The organism is Desulfomonilia bacterium, assembly GCA_036567785.1.
Lineage (GTDB): Bacteria > Desulfobacterota > Desulfomonilia > UBA1062 > UBA1062 > DATCTV01.
The window spans coordinates 107,330-130,015 of record DATCTV010000062.1 but is presented as its reverse complement, the minus strand read 5'-3'; the positions used below and the strand labels follow the sequence as shown (position 1 = coordinate 130,015).

Below are 22,686 nucleotides of genomic sequence, written 5' to 3'. Positions count from 1 at the left end.
GCAAATAACTGGTCAATAATAGTAGTTTTCACCGACGTGCGAATCCTGGTAATGCTCTGAAGGTCCGCCTTCCCATGTATTGCCAATTATGTAGTTATAGCGGGTGTACTCGTTGCCCATCAGATGAATCTTTTTTGTTTCATTATACTTGACATCGTTATACTGGCAGACGCTCATGAATTTCTTGAAATTCGTATTGAGCAGGATGTCATCCCCGTATTCCGTGCTGCTGCTGTGCACCTCGTTATCTTCGATATCACAGTTGCTGGAGTCCATCAGGTAGATCCCGCGGTAGCGGTTGTTCAAGACTCTGCAATTCTTGACCGTTACTGCATGGCATCCCTCCAGCCACATTCCCATATTGTTGTATTCAATCTTGCAGTTATCAATGGTAGCGTTCTTCACATTCTGGAACAAGATGCCCAGGTTGTCGGCCCTGTCGTTTTCGTTTAAATTGTTCTGTGCATAAACCCCGTTGAAGATATGGCAGTTGCGGATAACTACATAGGCGGTCGTATACTGGAGCTGTATGCCTGCATTCGCGTTCTTCCCTGTCATATCGATTTCCTTGTTTTCGATAATATAAGGGTCAGCTGCCGTGCCTGTACCACGGTCTGACATGAACTTAAGCAGCAGATTGCCTGTTATTATCATTGGGCCGTTGCAGCTGCAAAGAAAGCACGCGACAAAAACCATTACCGATAAAGATTCAGCTATTCTTTTCATTATAAACCTCCTTTATATTTATTCATCAATTCAAGAGTGAACGTCTTGTTGGCAAGCGACCTTGTGTAAGTACTTGAAATGGGACAATTACATAATATATCAAGGATCAAGACACTATTTGATTAAATCATATTTTAACAATATTTCCCTGTCAATTATCCTTTCGTATACCTTAACATTCGTCCTGCATTAATAAAGTCAGACCGTCATGGGGACGTTGTTTCTTTAATAAATTATTCTATTTCAAGTTATTTGGTTAACAGCGTTCCCCCTAGTGCCTCGTAGGCTACATCTCTCAGGTGATGTTAAGGTGTGCGCCGGACATTCCGATAAGTAAAACTTAAGAAGTTTCCTTTGCCCGTACACCAACTTTCATAATCACTAAAGGAGGTATATGAACGTGAAGAGAATCAAACCGGCTTTATTTCATGTGTTCATTTTTGTTTTCGCACTGGTGATATCAGGTTACGCTTTTGCAGGTCAGCCAAGAACTGCCTTCATCAATGCCGCTGTCTACACCATGAATCCCAAAGCGCCGCATGCCCAAGCGGTCGTGATCGAAGGCAACCGCATAATCTATGTGGGCGATACCAAGACTGCAAAGAAAATCGTTGATCAGAATACCAGGGTCTTCGATCTCAAGGGAAAGATGCTCCTTCCCGGCTTCATCGAAAGCCACATGCACCCGAGCATAGGCGGGCTTCTGGCCGGAGTCGGACAGCTTGATCAGAGCGGCACGAAAGAGCAGTATCTCGCCGGGGTGAAAAAGGCCGTCGATGAAAGGAAGTGCGAACCCATGATTACCCTCATGGGGTTCACTCCGGAAATGTTCGGGCCGGACGGACCAACAGCAAAAGACCTTGACGTAGTCGAAAGCGAAAAGCCGGTTATGATCATAGACAACGACGGCCATTCGATGTGGGTGAATACGGCGGCGCTCAAGATGGCCGGTGTAACGAAAGACACACCCGATCCGCTGCCGGGCGGCCACTATTACAAGAGGGACAGGGACGGCAACCCCACAGGTTGGTGCATTGAGCCGATGACATATGCGCCGTTTATCGCAAAGATGGACATCAGCCCCGAAGACATAAACAAGGGTAACGACCAGTTTTTCCCGGTACTGTCTTCTTTCGGCATTACGACGGTATTCGATGCGGCATCACCGATGGAGGAGCTCTCTTTCAAGGCCTATGCCGACCTGGAGAGGAAGGACAAGCTTCCTTTCAGGGTATTCGGATGCCACTCAATCGCAAATCCGGCCCTTCTACCAACCGCTGTTGACGATCTTTCCAGGTTGAAGAAGGAGTACGATTCCAGACTCTTCAAAGTAAATGTCATGAAGGTGGTGTACGACGGCACGCTTGATGCCAAAAGCTGCGCCATGTTCGACGATTTTGCGAACGACAAGGGGAACAAAGGCTTCGAACTTATACCTCCTCAGATGCTGAACGATTTTGTCAGGAAGTGCGATGATGCGGGATTCAACATACATATCCATGCGATAGGCAACCGCGCCATAAGCGATGTCCTCGGCGCCTATGAAAATCTCAAAAAGGCAAAAGGCTTAACACCGACACGAAAGACCATATGCCACGTACAGTTCTTCATGCCCGATACGGTAGAACGACTGAAGGCGCTTGGAGACGTCACCGCCCAGACCACCCCGTTATGGATGATCAGGGATGATGTAACTGAACCGGCGGTCGGAAAAACCGCATATGAAATGCAGGCTCTGTTCAACAGCCTGGACAAGGCGGGTGTGAGGGTGACCTTCGGCAGTGACTTCCCTGCCAGTACGGGTATCAAGGGACTTAATCCCTTCAACGAGATCGAGGTCGGCCATACCAGGAGGGATCTCGGCAAGAAGGATTCCAACTTCCTTCCGCCAGCAGACGAAAGGCTGCCCATCGATACGTTGCTGCGCGGCTATACGATAAATGGCGCATACCAGCTCGGCATGGAAAAAGACATCGGCTCTATTGAAGTTGGAAAACTTGCAGACCTTATCGTGCTGGAAAAGAACCTCTTCAAACAGAAAAATTCGGACATACACAACAACCAAGTCCTTCTGACAGTCATGGACGGCAATATCGTGTACGACGCCATGAAAGACAAGAAGGCGCATAAAAAATCAAATAAATAGTTCAGACTGAGTGCAATGTCAGACCTTTTCAACATGAAGTAAGTATTTCAATATGAAAAGGTCTGGCACTGGAATTCTTATTTATACAGAACAACCTCCTCCCATATCTCACGGCGCTCTTTATCCGGATCTTCATTGATCGTGACCTTTTTCATTTCGAATATGCGTGTTCAAGCAGCCGTCACTTTATCCGAAACAGCTTTTCTTTCAAAATGGCCTTCGGGAGGAAGGCTGCGCTTGCGTATTCCGAAGACTATGGACTTTGTGGGGCAGACATCCCTGCATGAATAACAGGTAAAACAGTCAGGAATTGTTTTCTGCTCCCTCTTCAATATTGCGTTCATGACGGTCGAGGGGCATGATTTGGCGCATTTCCCACAGGCTATGCATGTATCGTAATTAACGCTTATTTTAATAATGCTCGCCTTTTCAACTACCCATCCAAGTAACCCGAACGGACAGAATAAATGGCACCAGGGTCTGTAAACGAACAGGCTCGATATCAAAAGCACTGCTATGAAAATCCCTCCGGCAAGACTTATGGAAACCGGATTATATATGCTGAAAGGATCTATCGGTTTGATTATATCCTTTCCCCAGGCGAAGGCTGCAAGAATGAAGATTGCAAGAAAAACCGCCCGAACACTGTTTGAAACGGCAAATGGGATGCGTATCTGTTTGCCGAGAACGGCCTTGCCTTTTCCGTCCTGATTGATCCTGAAAACAAGGTCCTGCAATGTCCCTGCCTGACAGCCCCATGCACAGATGTATTTGTTGGCAATAAGAACGATTACAAGGAAAAGGGCCAGTGCTATCATACGAGGCGGAAATATCACATGCTTTTTCGCAAACAGATAGATTGCATCTTTTACCGTACCCATTGGAGCCGGATCAGCCCCGAGCATAACACCGAATACGCTCAATGAGGCAAACAGCAGGATTTTTCTTAAACGACTATTCATCCTGTGTTTTCCTGCATACAGGAATACGGCTACGAGAAAGATTAGCCAGAACGCGAACTTTACCCTGATCTTCACCCAGTTTTTCGAAGCGTGCTCTTCGGCAAGTGCGGCGCGGCTTCTAACAATCTCTCTTATCCGCTCTTCGGTTCCGAATTTATCCAGGCGCGTTTCAAGCTCAGATTTGTTTTTGAGATTGAAAAGCTCCTTTAAGACAGTATCATAAAGATTGTTGGCTTTCCCGAAACCCATGATTGTCATCCCGGGGGCGATCGACATATTCTTTTCGTCAATAGAAGCCTTCGTCTGGCTGCTCCAGAGATTCGATATAACAAATGATGCAGTCAGTACAAATGCAGTAACAGCAAGAAAATAGAGGATTATTATCACGGAAGATTTCAAGTCCTTCATATCGTCTCCTGTGCGCCGAAAGATTCAGTCCATAAGTTCGGGCTAATTAATACTTACTCTAAAATCAAAACTGTACATTAGACGATTTCCTTTAATGCGGCATTGCTGACAGACCTTAATATTTTCATTTGTACAGCTTCACCCCCTGCCAGGCCTCGCGGCGTTCTCTATCGGGATCATCAATGGTTGTTATCTTTTTCATTCCGAATATGCGGGTCGTCCTGCACGTGGTGTCGTATGCCGGCCACACTTTGTCGTTCGTTCCCGGGCCGTTGGGATCGCCGTATTCTGCAAAATTAACCCATTCCGACTGCATTGAGTTTCCCACATTCCGCCTATCACCCGGACATGCAAACAAAGTAATAAGCCTGCCTGCCAGAGTATTGTATGTATGGAATACATGGACAATCTCGCTGCCGTGAGTGGCGTTAAACCCGAGCAGACGTGTCATTGGCGGCTTATAATCGAACCTGTAGAACCATACCGGAGCATGTTTGCCATATTCCTCGGCGAACTGAATCGAAGGCTGAAGGAAAAACGCATCAGTGGCGGTTTTTATGACGCTGTCATGTGATGGAAATCCAGGATAGGCCCTCAGAATTCTTTCTTTTTTATCAGGATTAGTGTTATCGAGCATTCTGTTTATAAGAAATGGCGTGGTGGGAACTATTGGTATATCCCCTCTGAATAGTGTTGCCTCATCATGATTCGTCCCGATTATCAGGGGGACGCATGCAGTCGCACCGGCAGCCGCAGCACTCAAGGGATCAAGCGGCATCGTAACGGTTTCGGCCGTAGGACCGAACGGAATCGACCCCGGCCTGTCAAAGGCATTCCAGTCAAGTATTTTTCTGTTTGCGTCCGCCAGATTATCTGCCTGGATATCTTTAAGTCTTCCTACATCCTCCGGCTTCAGCCCGAGGATTTCCAGATATTTTTTCGCATAGAAAGTGCCGGTCTCTCTGCCGTATATACAGGAAGGCGCCGCGCTTTCTGCAATTACACGGTGGATAAGTCCTTTGGCCGCAGGCGCACATAAAAGGGATATGACAGTAGAACCGCCTGCCGATTCCCCGAAAATGGTCACATTGCCCGGGTCGCCGCCGAATGAGGCAATGTTGTCATGAATCCATCTGAGCGCCTCGATCTGATCGCGCATTCCAGGGTTATCAGTGAAGTCATCGGCAAGACCGGCATCTCTGGCCAGATCGGAGAAATAAAGAAATCCAAGGGAGCCAAGGCGGTAGTTCACAGTTACAAGAACCACATTGCGCTCTTTTGCCAGCCTTTCCCCGTTATAGAGTCCGAGAGAACTCTCGCCGGACATGTATGCGCCCCCGTGATACCAGACCATGACAGGCCTGTTGGTCACACCTTTTTTTGCCCATATATTCAGAAACAGGCAGTCTTCGGATTTCTTTTCGCCTTTTCCGGTGAATTCAGTAGAGGAAGGGGGCGGCTGAGGGGCGGCAAACCCGAATTTCGTAGCATCATAAATGCCATCCCAGGGCTTCACAGGCACAGGAGCTTTGAAGCGGAGCGCACCAACAGGCGGTTCGGCATATCTGATTCCAAGCCAGCAGACGACATCACCGGAAATTTTACCCCTCACCAGGCCCAGAGGGGTTGCTACTGTAGCAGGATCGGGTGTGACAGCCGTAGAAGGCTGACCCGCCTGAACTTCTTCGGTTGAAATCGCACCGGTCGGGTTGACGCCTGTCTGCAAAGATTCTGCAAATAGGCATACCTGAGACAGTGTTGATATAAAGAAAACCAGAAAGACAACTTTAATGCTTCTCATTTCAACCTCCTATGCTTTTTCATATACGCTTTTTCAGGCTTTCGAGCAGTCTTTTCGTAGCGTCCGAACTGTCATATCTTTCTATCCTGACATCTATGATCGTGGGAGAATATTCGTTTTTTCTTGCCTTATCAAGGGCAGTCACAAGCTCGTTTTCCGTGGTTACCTTATAACCTTTGCCTGCTCCAATTACCCGTGGAATTTCTGCATAGTTCCAATCCGGTATATCATTGAACTTGCCGTCTATCATGGGCCGGAAAAGACCGTATCCGTTGTTGTTGAGTATTACGACAATCGGGTTTAGGCCGAGTTTCGCGGAAACCGAAAGCATCATGGCATTGAACTGGAATCCTCCGTCTCCTGTAAGCACAACCGCCCGCCTGCCGGGTGAAGCAAGCTGCACTCCGAGAGAAGCCGGAACTGAAAACCCCAGCGAGGCGTAAAAAGCGGGAGCAATAAATTCAGTGGAACCGTGTATGCAAAGATCGAGAGAGCCGAACATGGTATCGCCAGCCTCGGCGACAACAATATCGTCATCTGCGATAAAACCGTCGATGCACTCAAAAAACCTGGAAACAGTTATCTTTCTGCCTTTTTCAGGCCTGAATTTCTTAATCCCGGTTCTGGCGGGAATCTTCATATCTATTTTCGGTTTGTCCCATGTTGCCGTGAGTCGTTCAATAAATGCCTTCATACTGATGCTTTTATAGACATGGTGACTTATACCAAGCATGCCCTCATTCACGATTATGCAGCGGGATGCATCTATATTGATGGTGAACATACCAGTGCTAAAATCAGTAATCATAGGACCAAGCAGGAGCAGACAGTCGGAATTATGTACAGTATTGCGCACATAATCCTTGCTCATGCCGCCTGTATATACTCCTATAAACTGCGGATGTTTTTCAGAAAGGACGGATTTCCCCAGAATGCCTGTAAAAAAAGGCATCCCGGTTTTTTCCAGCAGGGCAAGCACCTCTTCCTGAAGATTGTACCTGTGAATCTCAATACCCACTGATATGAGCGGTTTTTCGGCACCAGCCAGCATTTCAAGAGTTTCTTTAAGACCTTCTTCAAGCGCATCACGGTCGTTAACATCTTTATCCGAAAATTTCTTATGAGGAGCAGCCGTCTCTACTGTCACCATGTCCCTCGGCAGTTCAATGTATCCCGGCCTCTTGTGTTTAAGAACTTCTCTGATTACACGATCTATCTCATCAGCGGCCGATTCCGGATCGTTCAATACGGCCTGGGCGACTGTGATTTCCCTGAATATCTTCAGTTGAAAATCGAAGTCGTGAACTTTGTGATGCAGCGATGCATCAGCCGAGCGTTCGGAAATTCCGGGAGAACCGCTTATCACAAGCACAGGTGAAAGCTCTGCATACGCCTGGGCAATGCTGTTGACCAGATTAAGCCCACCGACGCCGTAAGTAACGCAGACCGCACCGAAACCCCTGACCCTTGCATAAGCGTCGGCTGCAAATCCGGCCGAGGCTTCATCGGTAGTATTTACAAGCTTAATGGAGCTGTTATAAAGCATCTCATAGAATTTAAGCACATAGTCGCCCTGAATTCCGAACACATGTCCGGCACCCGCTTCCCTGACAGCACTAATCAGATAATCGCCTGTATTCATCACATGTCCCCTGGATAAGAGTGATTTTTATTCTAGTTGTTCGGAAAAGACATCAGCAAGTATTAATCGCAATTTTTTTATGATTATCAAATCCAGTACTGGATTTTTTTATTTTTGAGACCGATATTTGTTTTATGAAGAATATAAGATCCCGTTTGCTCAATTGCATCCTGGCTGTATGCATTTCCATTTTTTCTGCCTGTGCTCACCCCTCTCACATGATTGAAGGCCCCGGGGTTTCGCAAGCAAATGACATGTCAGAATATCTCATCATGAAGAACAGCAGGATAGACAGGAACCTTGCCAATGAGATCGCACTTATCTACCTAGAAGAGGCACGCGCCGAAAACATCAACCAGGACGTGGCTTTCGCCCAGATGTGCATTGAAACCGGCTTTCTGTCATACGGAGGAACAGCGAGCGCGGAACAGTTCAACTTCTGCGGGCTCGGTGTTTTCAATTCCCAGACCAAAGGCGAATCCTTTTCAGACATGAGGCTCGGGGTAAGAGCACACATCCAGCATCTGAAGGCATATGCTTCAACCAGCCAGCCAGTCAATGAAATTGTTGATCCCAGGTTCAAATATGTTAAAAGGGGAAGCGCCATATACGTATTCCAGCTTACCGGGAAATGGGCTACAGACCCTGCATATGGCACAAAGGTGGACAGGGTTACTGCCGAACTGGAAGAATACAGCAGGCAGAACAGGATAAACCGCTGAGAAAGGAAATTTTTGAAATGAAAAAAATGATATATGCGGCAATTATTATCATGCTGGCTATTCTGGGATGCCGGGCCGAAAAGGAAGTAACAATTCCAAGATCGACAATTCAGAAAATGGTTGAAAAGAAATTCCCTATTGAAAAAGATTCAATGATCGCAAATATCAGACTTTTTGCTCCTCAGGTCTTTTTCGTGAACGACTCCATCGGGATTAAAATGAAGTATTCCGCCGCCCTTTTGATAAAAGAAGTGGGCGGAACCGTAAGCTTCAAATGCAAACCTGTTTACAGGCCGGAAAATACCTCATTTTACATGAGCAATTTCGAGCTAACCGATATCACCATGAACAACGTCAACAGTTTTATCGGGAAGGATCAGCTCATGTCGCTAACATCTATGATTGTAAACGGACTCTTTAGCGATACACCACTCTATCAGCTCAACCCGAATGACTACAAGCAGAACATGGCCAAAATGCTCCTTAAAGGCATCAGTGTTAAGGGTGACAGCCTGGTGTTTTTAGTATCCTTTTAACTTCCACCTTCTCTTTTTACAGGATCATAACCGGCTGACGGAATCATTCATATATCATCGCTGAAGTTATTCGCCAGTATGGTGGTCCTGTCAACAAACCAGAATTTATGAACATAAGCATAAAGTTCAATGGGTGTTGTTGTAGTAGCCTTACACAAGCTTATAACATTTTCATCCTTGCAGAAACTCTCAACACACGCACTTCTTGTGAGCCAGTCATCCACCGCCTTCAGGATTTTTTTCCTCATCTTGGGATTTTCCTTGAAATATTTGAGAATACGCAAATTGCTTTCTCTGTTGTCCGAATGAGCGATGAGCAGTCCTTTTATATGCAGTTTGATATTCCTCCATGCTATCATGCAGCGCTCCTTTCATGATTGTATAAATTTCTTATCGCGAATTTCTTTCCGGACATTAGCTCTTATCGAAAAATTTACTGGAATCCCGGGATATCTGTTGTCTTGGGATTTTAGGATATACTTTCTAAAGAAAAGGTCCTGCCAGGTATCCGGTTAGAGAATACAGTGCAGGACCATATATTCAGCTTCTATTCTATTCCTGTATCCGCATTGATCATTTTGTTGGCGGCCTCGCGGCACTCATCGGCAAATACGCCTTTAAGCGACATGCTCATCTGCTCTTCATAAGGAGTACCGAATAATCCAGGCATCGGGTCTGGTGAGTTCTTCCATTCCACAGAAGGCACAAGATAAAGGAATGTGTCACCTGTAAGCCCAGTGACCATTTTAAAAGGTGCTTTCATTATCTGCTTCGGACCCGTCATGGCCTCTATCAATGACCCGTCCTTACCCGTACGCTCACCTTCGCTGAAACCCAGTCCCATATGCGTGACAGGCTCACCCGGATATGTGATGATCTGGAGCTCTTTGCCAAGCCTTATATATGAAACGCTGGTTTCGGCCTTGTTTTTTGCTGAGAAGGTCATATCGATCAAAGATTTCTGAATTCCCAGCAGAAGTATGAACAATGGATTATCTATATCAACATTTACGGTTCTCCGTGAGATATATATATCACCGCTTATGGCCGACTGGTCCGACATGGATGTAATGGCCTGTTTTGCGATATCCTCACCGAACTGTTTTGCAAAGAAGTAGCAATTATTCTCATCAGCTCCTATATCCTCCCAGTCAACCGGGTTCACATCACCCTGCGACCCCTGGATGAATATCGCCGGCGCTCCAATCCGCTTCTGAACATAGTCTACCAGATAACCGCAGAAATCCCTGGATATCTTTGTTGTCGTATCAGTCACTATGACCGGATGGCATGCATAGTTAATGAGAACACCCTTGGGTTTGCCAGTGGAAATATCGACTGCTTCAAGCACATTGATAGTCGGATCGACATCAGGATGAGTATAATTCGGTTTCAAACCTATTGCCTTTTCAGCATCGGCTTCCTCTTTATTCAATGTCGTCCATCCCCTGCGGTTGTAGACCCAGGTAATTTCTTCCCCGTTTTTTATAAAAGTATTGCCGTCCTCACCAAATATTACGGACGGTACATAGCGTGTCTGTGACATCATGAGCCTGGAAGGCGATCTGTCTTCATAAGCGTTAACTATTGTCCTGATGCAGGCATCAATCAGAAACGTCCTGTATCCTTCGGAGACGCCTCCCATATATCCAAGAAGGTCGGCGGAGGAATGAGAATGCGTGGCAGCTACGAAAATATTCTCTTGAGGGATGCCGGTCTTCATAAAAGCGCCTTTTGTTATTTCATTGATTACATTGTTGCTGAGCATGGCAGCGTCCATTACCAGGAATGCGACTGTATTGTCTCCCTGTGTGATCACTATGGCCCTTGCATATGGTTTATCGTGCACGCCGGTTGCCCTTGCAGACATCAGCTGCGAGAAATTGCGGATTGTGAGTATCCCGAAACCGCCGAGACAGACCTCCTTGTACCATTCAGGATTATCTGACGGCACAAGAGTCTTTATCGCAGCCCCTGCCTGGAAAACACCGGCTGAAACCGAGGCTTCCCCCCCTGCCGAAGCAGAGTCGTCGCTGCTGCTTCCTGAACAACCTGAAAAGACCAATGAAAGAAGGATGGCTGCGGATATGATAATTTTTCTCAGATGCTTCATCGTCATCTCCTCATAAAATAAATTTTTAAATTACAGCTATCGTTAAATTAAATATAAATTATGATAATATGTCAACAAGGTAAAATAACGTCGGCAAGGAGGCCGGATAATATGAACACAGAGGAGCTCAAGACAGCCCTTACGGATACGATCCCATGGGTCAAGCAAAGTGGTCTCAAAGTCGATATATTTGAAAAAGGGCATATCCTTTTGTCAGTACCCGTCAATCCGCAGCATATAAACCATGTGGGAATCGTATATGCGGGCACATACTTTATGCTGATGGAGGTTGCTGGAGCCGCCCTGTTCCTTGCCACTTACGGAGCCGAAAGCTATATTCCAATCAACAGGGCCATGAACATCCGGTTTATCAAACCTTCATCAACGGATATTTTCTGTGAACTTTTCCTTACGCAGGAAAAGGCTGATGAAATGATCGCGCCTGTCAAGGAGAGGGGCAAAGGCGACTGGATACTAGATATGACGACATCCGACAGCAGCGGTAAAACGGTGTCGGAATCCACCTGCACTTATTACATAATTCCCGTTCCAAAGGCATGAGCCGTTATGTTTTCCGACTGCGCCGATCATTGACAAAACAGCTTGGGAACTGATAATGTGAACCAATTGGAAGCGTTTTTTTAAATATGTTTCGCTTCAAAAGTGCTGATGAGGGGGAAATAAAATGAACTATAAGAGGACTCCCGTACCGTTAACCTCAATTATAATTTTACTTGTTTTCTTTTGCCTTACGGGTTTTTCAAACTGCGGTAATATAAAAGACCCCAGCCTGGAACCCCCTCTCTGGCCTGTATGGGTGCACACACACTGCGTATGGGAAAATGAAGGGACACAGGAATCGACACTGAATCATATCAATGGTTTTCTGTCTCACGGTATCCCGGTCGGTGCTACTATCATCGACCGCCCATGGGCCACCGATTCAAATACATTCATCCCTGACGCGGCACTTTATCCCGACCTCAATGATTACGTTCGGCTGTTCCACAGTATGGGTATAAGGGTGATCATGTGGGCTACAAGTATCGTGAACGACACGGCATCCAATTTTCAGGAAGGAAAGGACAAAGGCTACTTCCTGAGCGGCGGGAAAACCGTCCCCTGGTGGGGAGGTCAGGGCGCTCTTCTTGATTATACAAATCCAGAAGCGGTTGAGTGGTGGCATAATCAGATGGACAACATCCTGGACATGGGCATTGACTGTTGGAAGGTCGACGGAACCGACCCCATGGTAATGCTTCTGCTGCCGGCTACAAGCTACGAAGGAAGCTGGATTTCATGGGCGGAATACCGCGATCAGTGTTACCGTGATTTCTTTGAATATACCAGGAACAGACTGGGCAGGGACAGGGTTATCATGGCAAGGCCTGTCGATGATCAGATCCTCAAGATAGGCCTTCCGCTTGTATATACAAGCTGCGATGTCAATTTCTACGGCTGGGTCGGCGACAACGACAATGACTGGGGCGGGCTTCAGCATGCTCTCAATAATATGTTCAGCTCCGCTCAATTCAATTTTGTCAGCTATGGCTCGGACATAGGAGGCTTCAGGTCGGACGGTGAAAAGTCCAAGGATGTATTCATCAGGTGGACTCAGCTCGGCGCATTATGCCCCATTATGGAAAACGGCGGGAACGGTGAACACAGACCCTGGATGTATGACGACGAGACGCTTGAGATATACAGAAAATATGTCTTCCTTCATAATGAGCTTATTCCCTATATTTACTCTCAGGCCGCATATTCATACGAACTCGGCAAACCCACAATGAGGCCGCAGGCAGGTGCCTATACCTATCTCCTTGGTGATGACATCCTCGTTGCGCCTTTTTACAAGGCAGGCAATGACAGGACTGTTGTCTATCCGTTCGGAACCTGGATATATCTGTGGGACGAATCAAAGGAATATAAGGCTGGCATCAGAAAACTGGACTTTCCTCTTTCCGAATTCCCGGTCTTTATCCGAAAAGGGGCAATCATCCCCATGAATGTAGTAAACGATGCCACAGGACATGGGACGGAACTTTCTAAAGATTATACGACCATACTCGTCTATCCTGAGAAAGGTGAAAAAAAGTTCGGCCTTTATGAAGAAAGGGAAAAAGGTTCGCTAATTTCTTACATAAAAAATAACGATTCCCTGATTTTAAGATCAACACCAACAAAATGGCCTCTTTTATTCAGGGTTTACGGAGAATCCACCCCCCAGAGCATACGGTCGGGTTCTGGTATGGAGTTTGCAAAAGTCATGAGTATGGCGGAACTTTCCACTTTACCGTACGGCTATTTTGTTGACGGCAAGGTCACATGGGTCGCCATAAAAGATGCAACAGCAGGTACTGAGATTAGGTTGAATTTCTAGTACCTTAGAAATATGAGGAGGATACACGATGCACAGATTTCACAGTATTTTGTTTCTAGGCATTCTATCGATTGTTCTTATTTCCGCATCAGCATGCAGCAACTCAGATACAAGTGATGATCTGTCGGCAGACGTTTCGGCAGCAAGCATTGAGGAAAATAAAACTCATATCATGGCCGGTTTTGCACAGGAACCAATCCTGACAAAAAGCGATGACCTTTCTGGATACTGGCTGGCGGGGTTTTCGATATTCCGCCCCTCCAAGGGCATGCATGATCCCCTATATGCAACAGCCACGGTCCTTGATGACGGCAGCATAAAGATTGCAATCGTTTCACTTGATGCCTTCAGCTGGAGGTATCAGGACACGCTTGAAGTCCGCAACAGGATACAGGCGTCTTACGGCATCAGCCATGTAATCGTGCATGCCGTTCATAATCATGATGTACCTGACAATAACGGCATGTGGAGCATCCTTAACCCCAAGTCAAAAGACAAGTTCAATAATATTCTCAAGGATGCTGCTGTTGCAGCTGTATCTAAGGCCGCCGGAAACATGGTTTCTGCAAAAATGTATATTGGCCAGATAACGGGTAGAGACACCCTCAACCTTGAAGATCCTCTCATGGCAAGCACTGACCATATAGAACTTCTTGAAAAGCCTAACGACCTTGGACTTACCGATCTTCGCCCCCCGTTCATACTGGACAGCGGAATCCGCTTCACGATATTCAAGGCGGTATCGGACGGCAAGATTATCGGTTCGATTGTCAACTGGGGAAATCACGTGGAGACCATGTGGAGAAAAAACCAGCTGATTTCAGCCGACTTCCCCGGCTATCTGCGCGACGGACTAGCAAAGAAGCTTGGCTGTATAACAGTCTATATAACAGGTTGTGTGGGTGCAATAACAACACCCGAAGATGAACCCGAGGTGTTCTATAACCCTCAGACCGGCAAATACGAGGTCATCAAGATCACAACCCCTGTTACTTATAAAGGCAGAGAATATACGCTTGAAGACGGCTTTAAAAAGCCATGGGCACAAGGTGAACAGATAGCTGATCTGATTGTTTCGGCATTAGACAGCGGTCAGGCCGAATTAAATCCCGAACCAAAAATCAAACTTTATAAGGAAACCTTTGATATCTCCATTGAAAATTCAAAATTCGCCCTTGTTTATAACCTGGGAATCATGGACAGGAACGGATATAAAGACAAAGACGGAACGCTATGGACCTCAACCGAAATGAACCTTCTGACAATCGGTAATCTATGGATGCTTACGGTTCCCGGCGAACTCTACGCGGAGATAGCAACCGGCGGAATCTATGTCCCCAATGATAACCCTTCTGCCGGCGATTATTATAATGAACTGCCCAAGGATGAGAAAACCGCCGGAAACAAGGCCGCCGTTGAAATTCCAGCCCTCAGGACATTTATGAAAGGTGATGTGAACATGATCATGAACCTGGGCAACGATCACCTTGGATACCTAATTCCCAAAAGCCAGTGGGATGAGAAAAAGCCTTACATGCTCGGGTATGAAAAAGCGCCTTACGGAGAAGAGAACTCCATCGGACCCAATGCGGCGGGCTTAATTCATAAGGTTGCATTGAAGCTCTTTGAACAGGTACAATAAGAATATCTTCTTAATATATTTGATTTGAAATAAGAGGGGCGGATTTACTGTCCCTCTTTAATTAAAATATCTTCCGGAGGCTTTAAGATGAGGTTATTAAAGATATCTCTCCTTGTTTCATCATTGATAATGATGATATTGTTCTCAGGCTGCGGCAGTTCGGGAAGCAATGATAGCCCCACCGCAAAATACCAGCCGGAGACCAATGACAACACCTACCCTGACAGTGAAGATCCCTGGGCGGATTACACAGGCCTTAAAGTCGGATTCGGCAGATCCCCGATCATAGAGATCGGTGATAACTACAAAGGTTATCTTATATCCGGCTTCAACATGGCGCCCTGGAACCGCACCGCACTTGGAGTGCATGATCCGATCTATTCGGTAGCGACAGTGATCGATGACGGCAAAAAGAGAATCGGCATAGTCGCCATCGATGCATTCAGCCTCAGCATCAACGACACCCAGATAATAAGGGATGCGGTCTGCTCGAAATACGGCATAGATCATCTTATTGTCCATTCGGTTCATAATCATGACGTCCCTGACAACAGCGGCATATATTCGGTATTGAATTTCTACGACTTCAGCGCATTGAAGAGGTGCATAGAACTGAACAACAAATCCGCCATAGAAGCAGTCAGACAGGCAGTAAAAAACATGGAACCCGCCCGGATGTATATCGGCGAGGTTCTGGATAAGGACCAGTTGAACCTTACTGATGATGAACGTATCAAGCTTCCCCTGAAGGACATGATCAAATTGACAGCACCCAACGACTTCGGACTTTCAGACCTCAGACCTCCTTTTGTAACAGACAACGGCCTGCGCATTGCCGTGTTCAGATCCCCCAAGGACGGACATGTGATAGGCACGCTTGTCAACTGGAGCAACCATGTGGAGGCCGTTTGGCAGTGGAATCAGCTCATTTCCGCCGATTATGTCGGATATCTGCGAAACGCCCTTCATGAGAAATTCGGCGGAGAAACGATTTTCATAACTGGAAATACAGGTTCGGTTTCCACCTATGTTTCCGACCCAGTTGTATTCTATGACGAGGATGCCGGAAAATATGTACTTGAATATGTAAGTTCAAGGGTGGTCTATGACAATACCGAATACTGGGGAAGACAGTATAAGTATGGTGAATACAACAAGGAGAACTTCGAAAAGGCTGAAGCGCTGGGCAATTTGCTTGCAGATACTGTCGCAGGTGCAATCGAATCCGGGAAAGTCGAGTTAAATCCATCCCCTGATATCAGTTACTATGTCCTGAAAGATAAAATAGATGTCCAGAACAAGCTTTATTTACTGGCATTCTTTGCGGGCCTCATCGAAAGGAAGTCATATACCGAAAATGGCAAGCTTGCAGTTGAAACTGAATTGAACGTGCTTAAAATCGGAGACCTTCTGATGCTCACCCTGCCCGGAGAACTTTATCCAGAGATAGCCAAAGGGGGCGTGCGCATTCCGCCTGAAGGTGATTATTACTCAAGCCTTACCGAGGCTGATCTTAAAATGATTAATGCCCCCCTGAGAAATCTTATGCACGGGAAGGTCAATATGATAATGAATCTGGGGAATGACCATCTGGGATATCTGATACCCAAAAGCCAGTGGGATGAAAAGGAACCCTATACATTCGGGAATCTGAAAGCCCCTTACGGCGAGGAGAACTCCGTAAGCCCGGATGCCGCAACCAAAATCTATGGATATGCCGAGAAACTGCTCAGGCAGGCTCAAAATTAGCCTTGACTTAAATTTGCGCGGTTATTAACAAAATACTCTGCCTGTCAGGCACGTAAATTTCTGACAGGCAGTAATTTTTTCCCGGAGGTAATGTACATGGCAAAACTTGCAGTTTTGGGTGGAACACCTGTTCGCAATGTAAATCAGAACCCATGGCCAGGCTGGCCCGTATGGGACGATAATGAAAAACAAGGTCTTATCGAAGTACTTGAAAGCGGTGTCTGGTCTTATATGGGGCCAAAAGAGAGAGAGTTCATAGATGCCTTTGCAAAATTCAACAACTGCAAATATGCCCTCGCCATAGCAAACGGAACCGTCACCCTCCAGCTGGCGCTGGAAGCATGCGATATCGGTTTCGGCGACGAAGTGATCGTTCCCGGCCTTACATGGCAGGCAACCGCCGCCGCCGTCCTTGACGTCAATGCAGTCCCCATACTCGTCGATGTCGAGCCTGATTCCTGGTGCATCGACCCCAAAGCAGTCGAAGCCGCAATAACACCCCGTACAAGGGCCATCATGCCGGTTCATCTCTATGGCTGCATGTCGGATATGGATGCAATCCTTGCAATAGCTAAAAAGCACAATCTGATGGTCATCGAAGACTGCGCACACCAGCACGGTTCCGTCTGGCGCGGTAAAAGCGCCGGGACATTGGGCGATATCGGCAGCTTCAGCATGCAGCTAAGCAAAGTCATGACAGCCGGTGAAGGCGGGGCGCTCACTACGAATGACGACATGCTCTGGGCGAAGCTCGATGCACTGCGCAACTGCGGCAGAAGGCCTGAAGGGACTCATACTATCGACGACAAGGGCTCAGGCACGTACACACTTGAAGGCGATTTCATACAGTCCGGCAATTACCGTTTGACCGATTTCCAGGCAGCAGTCCTGATATGTCAGCTCAAAAGACTTCCTGAACAGACAAGGCTTCGTGATGAAAACTACAAGTATCTCATTACGCTCCTTAAAGAAATTCCCGGCATAACTGCTCAGAAACGTGACAGCCGGGTCGATCTTCAGGCCTATTTCAACTTCGGCTTCACTTATGACAAGGAGGCTTTCAGCGGCCTGTCGCTCGAGAAGTTCCGGTGGGCCATGATGGGTGAACTGGGTTGCGTTGTGGATGACTGCTACCAGCCACTCAATAACTGCACGCTTTACAGACCACATACAAAGAAGCGCTACAGGATCAATGATGAACACTTTAAGGCCATCGACCCTTCAAGGTTCAGCCTTCCTGTCTGCGAGAAGCTTTTTTATGAAACGGCCGTGACCTTTCACCACAAAATACTCATGGGAAAAAAGGCGGATATGGACGATATCGCTTATGCCATCAGAAAAATCCAGGCCTCAGCAGACGAGTATGGCGCCATAACACTTCCTTAAGGGAGGTTGCATATGAGGAAAACGAGAATAGGCTTTATCGGAGCAGGTTTTATTTCTCACTATCACGCACGGGGGCTTAAAACCATTGACGGTGTTGAGCTTGTCTCGGTCTGTGCGTTGCCTCTTGATAATGCAAAGACATTTGCCGGCACATACGGAATTAAGGACACCACCGATGACGCAATGAAGCTGATAAAACGCAATGACATCGATGCTGTCATCATAGCGACTCCTAACAGGTTCCATGCACCTTTCACTCTCGAATGCCTGAAAAACGGCAAGGATGTATTCGTCGAGAAGCCTCTGGCAATGAACTCAACAGAGGCCGAGGAAGTGGCCAAAGTCTCCAGAAGGACAAAAAAGCTTGTAATGGTCGGCCACATGTGGCGATTCGACCTTGAGGTCAATTATATAAGGGACATCGTGCTGTCCGGCAGAATAGGAAAAGTCTTCAAGACAAAAGGTTATGGCATCCATGTCAACTGGGGGCCTGCAGGATGGTTCACCGAGAAAAAGCTCGCAGGCGGAGGGGCGCTTGCAGACATGGGCGTTCATGCAATCGACACGGTAAGATATATCCTCGGCGATCCTAAACCCGCTCAGGTTTATGCAAGGATCGGAACTTATATGGGAGATTACGACGTGGACGACTCCGGCATACTGGTCATCACATGGGATAACGGCGTAACTTCCATAATCGAAAGCGGGTGGTGGCAGCCTCACATGGACGGGCCCGAGGCAGGGACAAGGCTTTACGGCAGCGAAGGCTATGCAAGCCTTTTCCCCACGGAATTAAAACTCAGAAACGGTTTTCTGTTCGGCGAATTCAAGCCCGAACTTCCTCAGAAGATGGAACATTGCGATCAGAGCATTTACACGACACAGATGACCCATTTCATAGACTGCATAAAAAACAGAAAGACGCCTTTTCCAGGACTTGCTGAAGGCATGACCGTCATGAACATAGTTGACGCAGGCTACAAATCATCAGCAACAGGCAAGGCCGTAGACCTTTAAACAGGAGAATCAATGAAACGCTACCTTCTCGGAGTGGATATCGGAAACACGAAAACACAGTATGTCCTTTCAGACACAACCGGCAATATTGTGGCAACCGTCTACGATGTTGGCGCCAGCCATGAAAATCTGGGACCTGACGGAGCTCAGGCCGCTATTTCAGAAGGCATCGGCAAGACTGTGGCCGCGGCCGGCATTAAGCCGGAACAGATAAAATACATATACTACGGCGCCGCAGGCGCGGATACATCGGATGATTTCAAGCTGCTGCGCAAGGTATATAAAAAAGTAACCCCGGACATACCCTTCGATTTCGAAAACGACGGCTTCATAGCGCTCAAGAGCGGTACGGTCGACGGTGTCGGCATGCTGATAACAAACGGCACATCAAACACAAATTTTGCAATGAATGCAAAAGGAGAACTCAAACGCATAGGAGGCCTCTCGTTTCATACAGGAGACACACTTGGCGCGGTAAACATCGCCATGTTCGTATGCCGGGCGGCAATACGCGGTGAGGACGGCAGGGCATACCCTACGGTAATCAGCAGACTCATCACCGAGACATTCTCCTTGAATGAAGTTGAAGAGATAAAGAACATACCGCTTTTCCCTGAGAACATTCAAAAGGTCGTCGAGATATTCTTCGAGGCCGCACGCATGGGAGACGGCGTGGCGCTTGAACTTACATGGATGCTGGTCAAGGAAACCCTGCATATAGTGGATGAATTTCACCGCGATCTTTTCGACCACGGAGAAAAATTCAAGCTCGTGCTTGACGGTTCTGTCTTCAAACAGAAATATCAGCCTTTCATGAACATGCTCGAACTCTCTCTTTCCCAGAGATACAGGGACAGCATAAAAATAGTCGTCCCGGAATGGGACCCGGTACTGGGCGCTGTTTTTCATGCATATGAAAAGAGCGGGCTTACACTTACAAAAAAAATCAGTGATCGCATGATAAGGACATACCTTGAAAAGGAACGCTCATGAAAATATGTATCATAGGCGGCGGAAGCACTTATACACCTGAACTCATCGAAGGCCTTATCAAGATTTCAGAGCATGTTCGCATTCGCGAGATATGCCTGCTTGACATACCCGAGAGCGAAAGGAAGCTTGAAATACTTTCCGGATTTTCCGACAGGATATTAAAAGCAGCCGGCAGCAGGGCAAAATTATTATCCACTTACAATGCTGAAGAGGCCATATCGGGCGCCGATTTCATTCTGAACCAGTTCCGCGCAGGCTGCATGAGGGGAAGGATAAACGACGAGAAGATCCCTCTCGGATACGGCCTTATCGGTCAGGAAACAACAGGCATGGGCGGTATGGCTAACGGCCTCAGGGCAATGCCCATAATGGAAAAATACACTTCTCTTGCCAAGAAATTCTCAAATAATGCTTGGATGATAAATTTCACAAACCCTTCAGGGATGATGACAGAGTTCATTGTCAATTATCTCGGATATGAAAAATGCATCGGTTTATGCAACTGCCCTATAGAGTTCGTGCTTCAGGCATGCATTGTTCTCGGCTGTCAGGAAAACGAACTTCTCCTGCGCTACTACGGCCTTAATCACCTTGCATGGGTGGACGGGGTCTTCGTTTCAGGAAAGGACCGCACATCAGAGGTTCTTGAAAACATCAGGGTCAACATGAAAAATATCCCTGACCTCGAATACGGCGATAATTTCATACCCATGCTCGGAATGCTTCCAAACCCTTATCTTCGCTACTTTTACAACACATCGCAGATGCTGAAAAGCCAGATGGAGGCAAAAGGTAAACAGGGCACAAGGGGTGAAGAGATACTGGTCATAGAAGAAGAACTGCTCGGGCTGTATTCGGAACCTGAACGCACCAGACCGCCTGAAGAGCTCTCAAAGCGAGGCGGCTTCATGTATTCGACCGTTGCCACAGAACTTATAAAAAGCATAGCCACGAACGACGGACGCACCCATATAATCAACACCCGCAACAGCGGCACAATAGATGACTTCCCTGACGATTACATTATGGAGATCCCTGCAAAGCTGACCTCATACGGCCCGGTTGCCATCCCGCTAGGAAAGGCCGCCAAACCAACTGTCGGACTGATCAGCACAATAAAAAACTATGAACGCCTGACAATAGAAGGCCACCTCGCAAAAGATGAAAACCTTGTTAAACAGGCCATGCTGGTCCATCCGCTTGGCCCGGAAGAAAAAGATATCGATCAGCTCTGGAATGATTTGAAGGCCGCCAATAAAGATTACTTCACAGATTTCGGTCAGCCTCCGTCGGTCTGAGGAAATGCGGTATTGGAATACAGGTATTCGACCTTTTCCTTATGCCTCATTTCTTCAGATGCCATCAGTAGAAGCATCTCCCTTACAGGACCATCCGGATGAATATCGGCAAGGGCCTTGTAAAAATCATGCGACGCCTTTTCACGATGCGCCGCAAGAAGATATGCTTCGCTGCTTTTAATTTTTGAATCAGTTGCAGGTTTTTCCATATGTTCGGCTATCCTGTAGTCGACAACATGGCTCATCCTCAGGCTCCCAGCCTCAATTTTGCCATCACGGTAGTTTTCCAGAAAGGCCCGGTGCTTCTTCTCTTCTGAGGCAAGACCACTGAGAGCATCTTTGGCCTGCCTGTCGGTAACCTTTTCAGAAAGGCCTGAATAGAAATCAAATGCTTCGATTTCCCTCTGGATGGCAATATCCAGGAAATCACAGAGTCGTTTTTCTTCCATAAACTTATCCTCCCTTGTTCAGGTTAAATATAATCAATATGATATACCGATTCAATGGCCTTAATGTTATCCGGCAAGTCTGCTGATCCCAGAATAAATAAAGTAAAGTGCAAAGCATGATATAAAAACCGCACAGCCTCCGATCAGCCCCCTGTAAACCCTAATGGTCAGAAGATGTCTGCCTTTTGCGACAATAACAGAAACAAGTGAATACCAGGAAAGGTCTCCCATTATATGGCCGGCAAAAAAGACAGCCAGACCGGGCAACCCCAGCGTCCTGCAGTACAATATGTAGCCGAGTCCTATTGTGGCCCACCATATCGTCCAGTATGGATTTGACATGCTCATCACAATACCCTGAAAAACGAGATTCTCCGCATTGGACGAATCATGCGCCTCCCAGTCTACGTTAGTCTTCGGAAGTGACTTAATCATACTAAAGCTCATCCATAAAAGGACAGCGGCTCCAAAAAGAGCGATGCACGCAAATACCATATCTCTTGTAAGCAGCGGGGCCAGTCCGAAAAGAATGGCCGCCACCATGGCAAGTTCAAGGATCGCATGCCCAAGTATCAGTGCAGGCCCTGCAATAATGCCTCTTTTCGCACTGGCAGTAATGGTTGTGGCAAACAAAGGCCCTGGCATCATAGCGCCGGAAAGGGCGATGACAAATGATGTCGCAAAAACTCCTGCCAGGATAAGCATGCTTTACT

General features: G+C 47.0%; 19 protein-coding genes. 11 read left to right on the top strand and 8 right to left on the bottom strand.

Annotated features, from left to right (window positions below; all coding sequences use genetic code 11):
- Positions 1-12: 12 nt before the first annotated feature.
- Positions 13-726: a right-handed parallel beta-helix repeat-containing protein gene (locus tag VIS94_16495; GenBank protein HEY9162678.1), complete on the bottom strand. Its 714-nt coding sequence runs from the start codon at positions 724-726 to the stop codon at positions 13-15.
- A 400-nt stretch (positions 727-1,126) separates the two neighbouring features.
- Between VIS94_16495 and VIS94_16490 the strand changes: the two genes are divergently transcribed.
- Positions 1,127-2,872, top strand: a complete 1,746-nt coding sequence (locus VIS94_16490; GenBank protein HEY9162677.1) for an amidohydrolase — start codon at positions 1,127-1,129, stop codon at positions 2,870-2,872.
- Positions 2,873-3,042: 170 nt separating this feature from the next.
- Here the strand turns inward: VIS94_16490 and VIS94_16485 are convergent, their stop codons facing one another.
- The 3 genes from VIS94_16485 to VIS94_16475 form a co-directional block, all read right to left on the bottom strand.
- Entirely contained in the window at positions 3,043-4,242 is a 1,200-nt protein-coding gene (locus VIS94_16485; GenBank protein HEY9162676.1) for a 4Fe-4S dicluster domain-containing protein, read from the bottom strand.
- A gap of 124 nt (positions 4,243-4,366) precedes the next feature.
- On the bottom strand, positions 4,367-6,043 hold the full coding sequence (locus VIS94_16480) for a carboxylesterase/lipase family protein (protein ID HEY9162675.1): 1,677 nt from the start codon (positions 6,041-6,043) through the stop codon (positions 4,367-4,369).
- A 19-nt stretch (positions 6,044-6,062) separates the two neighbouring features.
- A complete protein-coding gene (locus tag VIS94_16475; GenBank protein ID HEY9162674.1) occupies positions 6,063-7,685 on the bottom strand; it encodes a thiamine pyrophosphate-binding protein in 1,623 nt (540 codons plus the stop codon).
- Between the two features lie 254 nt (positions 7,686-7,939).
- On the opposite strand from VIS94_16475, the gene VIS94_16470 reads away from it, so the two are divergent.
- Complete coding sequence (locus tag VIS94_16470; GenBank protein HEY9162673.1) at positions 7,940-8,407, top strand: glucosaminidase domain-containing protein; 468 nt, start codon at positions 7,940-7,942, stop codon at positions 8,405-8,407.
- A gap of 17 nt (positions 8,408-8,424) precedes the next feature.
- Positions 8,425-8,943 carry a DUF1439 domain-containing protein gene (locus tag VIS94_16465; GenBank protein ID HEY9162672.1) on the top strand — a complete coding sequence of 173 codons (519 nt, stop codon included), beginning with the start codon at positions 8,425-8,427 and terminating at the stop codon, positions 8,941-8,943.
- A 47-nt stretch (positions 8,944-8,990) separates the two neighbouring features.
- Here the strand turns inward: VIS94_16465 and VIS94_16460 are convergent, their stop codons facing one another.
- Together VIS94_16460 and VIS94_16455 are read right to left on the bottom strand one after the other, a co-directional pair.
- A complete protein-coding gene (locus VIS94_16460; GenBank protein ID HEY9162671.1) occupies positions 8,991-9,302 on the bottom strand; it encodes a hypothetical protein in 312 nt (103 codons plus the stop codon).
- A 188-nt stretch (positions 9,303-9,490) separates the two neighbouring features.
- A complete protein-coding gene (locus VIS94_16455) occupies positions 9,491-11,056 on the bottom strand; it encodes a neutral/alkaline non-lysosomal ceramidase N-terminal domain-containing protein (GenBank protein HEY9162670.1) in 1,566 nt (521 codons plus the stop codon).
- A 111-nt stretch (positions 11,057-11,167) separates the two neighbouring features.
- On the opposite strand from VIS94_16455, the gene VIS94_16450 reads away from it, so the two are divergent.
- The 8 genes from VIS94_16450 to VIS94_16415 all read left to right on the top strand — a co-directional run bounded on the left by VIS94_16450 (position 11,168) and on the right by VIS94_16415 (position 21,524).
- The gene (locus VIS94_16450) at positions 11,168-11,617 is read left to right on the top strand and encodes a PaaI family thioesterase (protein ID HEY9162669.1); all 450 of its coding nucleotides are present in this window, start codon (positions 11,168-11,170) and stop codon (positions 11,615-11,617) included.
- Positions 11,618-11,741: 124 nt separating this feature from the next.
- Positions 11,742-13,439 (top strand): TIM-barrel domain-containing protein, encoded by a 1,698-nt coding sequence (locus VIS94_16445; GenBank protein ID HEY9162668.1) that lies wholly within the window; start codon positions 11,742-11,744, stop codon positions 13,437-13,439.
- 28 nt (positions 13,440-13,467) lie between these two features.
- Complete coding sequence (locus tag VIS94_16440) at positions 13,468-15,081, top strand: hypothetical protein (GenBank protein HEY9162667.1); 1,614 nt, start codon at positions 13,468-13,470, stop codon at positions 15,079-15,081.
- Between the two features lie 87 nt (positions 15,082-15,168).
- The gene (locus VIS94_16435; GenBank protein HEY9162666.1) at positions 15,169-16,830 is read left to right on the top strand and encodes a hypothetical protein; all 1,662 of its coding nucleotides are present in this window, start codon (positions 15,169-15,171) and stop codon (positions 16,828-16,830) included.
- 96 nt (positions 16,831-16,926) lie between these two features.
- The gene (locus tag VIS94_16430; protein ID HEY9162665.1) at positions 16,927-18,216 is read left to right on the top strand and encodes a DegT/DnrJ/EryC1/StrS family aminotransferase; all 1,290 of its coding nucleotides are present in this window, start codon (positions 16,927-16,929) and stop codon (positions 18,214-18,216) included.
- 12 nt (positions 18,217-18,228) lie between these two features.
- Positions 18,229-19,233, top strand: coding sequence for a Gfo/Idh/MocA family oxidoreductase (locus VIS94_16425; protein ID HEY9162664.1), 1,005 nt, complete (start codon positions 18,229-18,231; stop codon positions 19,231-19,233).
- 12 nt (positions 19,234-19,245) lie between these two features.
- Positions 19,246-20,226 (top strand): BadF/BadG/BcrA/BcrD ATPase family protein, encoded by a 981-nt coding sequence (locus VIS94_16420; GenBank protein ID HEY9162663.1) that lies wholly within the window; start codon positions 19,246-19,248, stop codon positions 20,224-20,226.
- Positions 20,223-21,524, top strand: coding sequence for a 6-phospho-beta-glucosidase (locus tag VIS94_16415; protein ID HEY9162662.1), 1,302 nt, complete (start codon positions 20,223-20,225; stop codon positions 21,522-21,524). Before VIS94_16420 ends, VIS94_16415 begins: the two co-directional genes overlap by 4 nt.
- On the opposite strand, the gene VIS94_16410 is transcribed toward VIS94_16415, so the two are convergent.
- Both VIS94_16410 and VIS94_16405 read right to left on the bottom strand, forming a co-directional pair.
- Positions 21,506-21,973, bottom strand: a complete 468-nt coding sequence (locus VIS94_16410; protein ID HEY9162661.1) for a ferritin family protein — start codon at positions 21,971-21,973, stop codon at positions 21,506-21,508. The two genes, VIS94_16415 and VIS94_16410, sit on opposite strands and share 19 nt — an antisense overlap.
- Positions 21,974-22,039: 66 nt before the next feature.
- Entirely contained in the window at positions 22,040-22,678 is a 639-nt protein-coding gene (locus VIS94_16405) for a LysE family transporter (GenBank protein HEY9162660.1), read from the bottom strand.
- Positions 22,679-22,686: the final 8 nt, after the last annotated feature.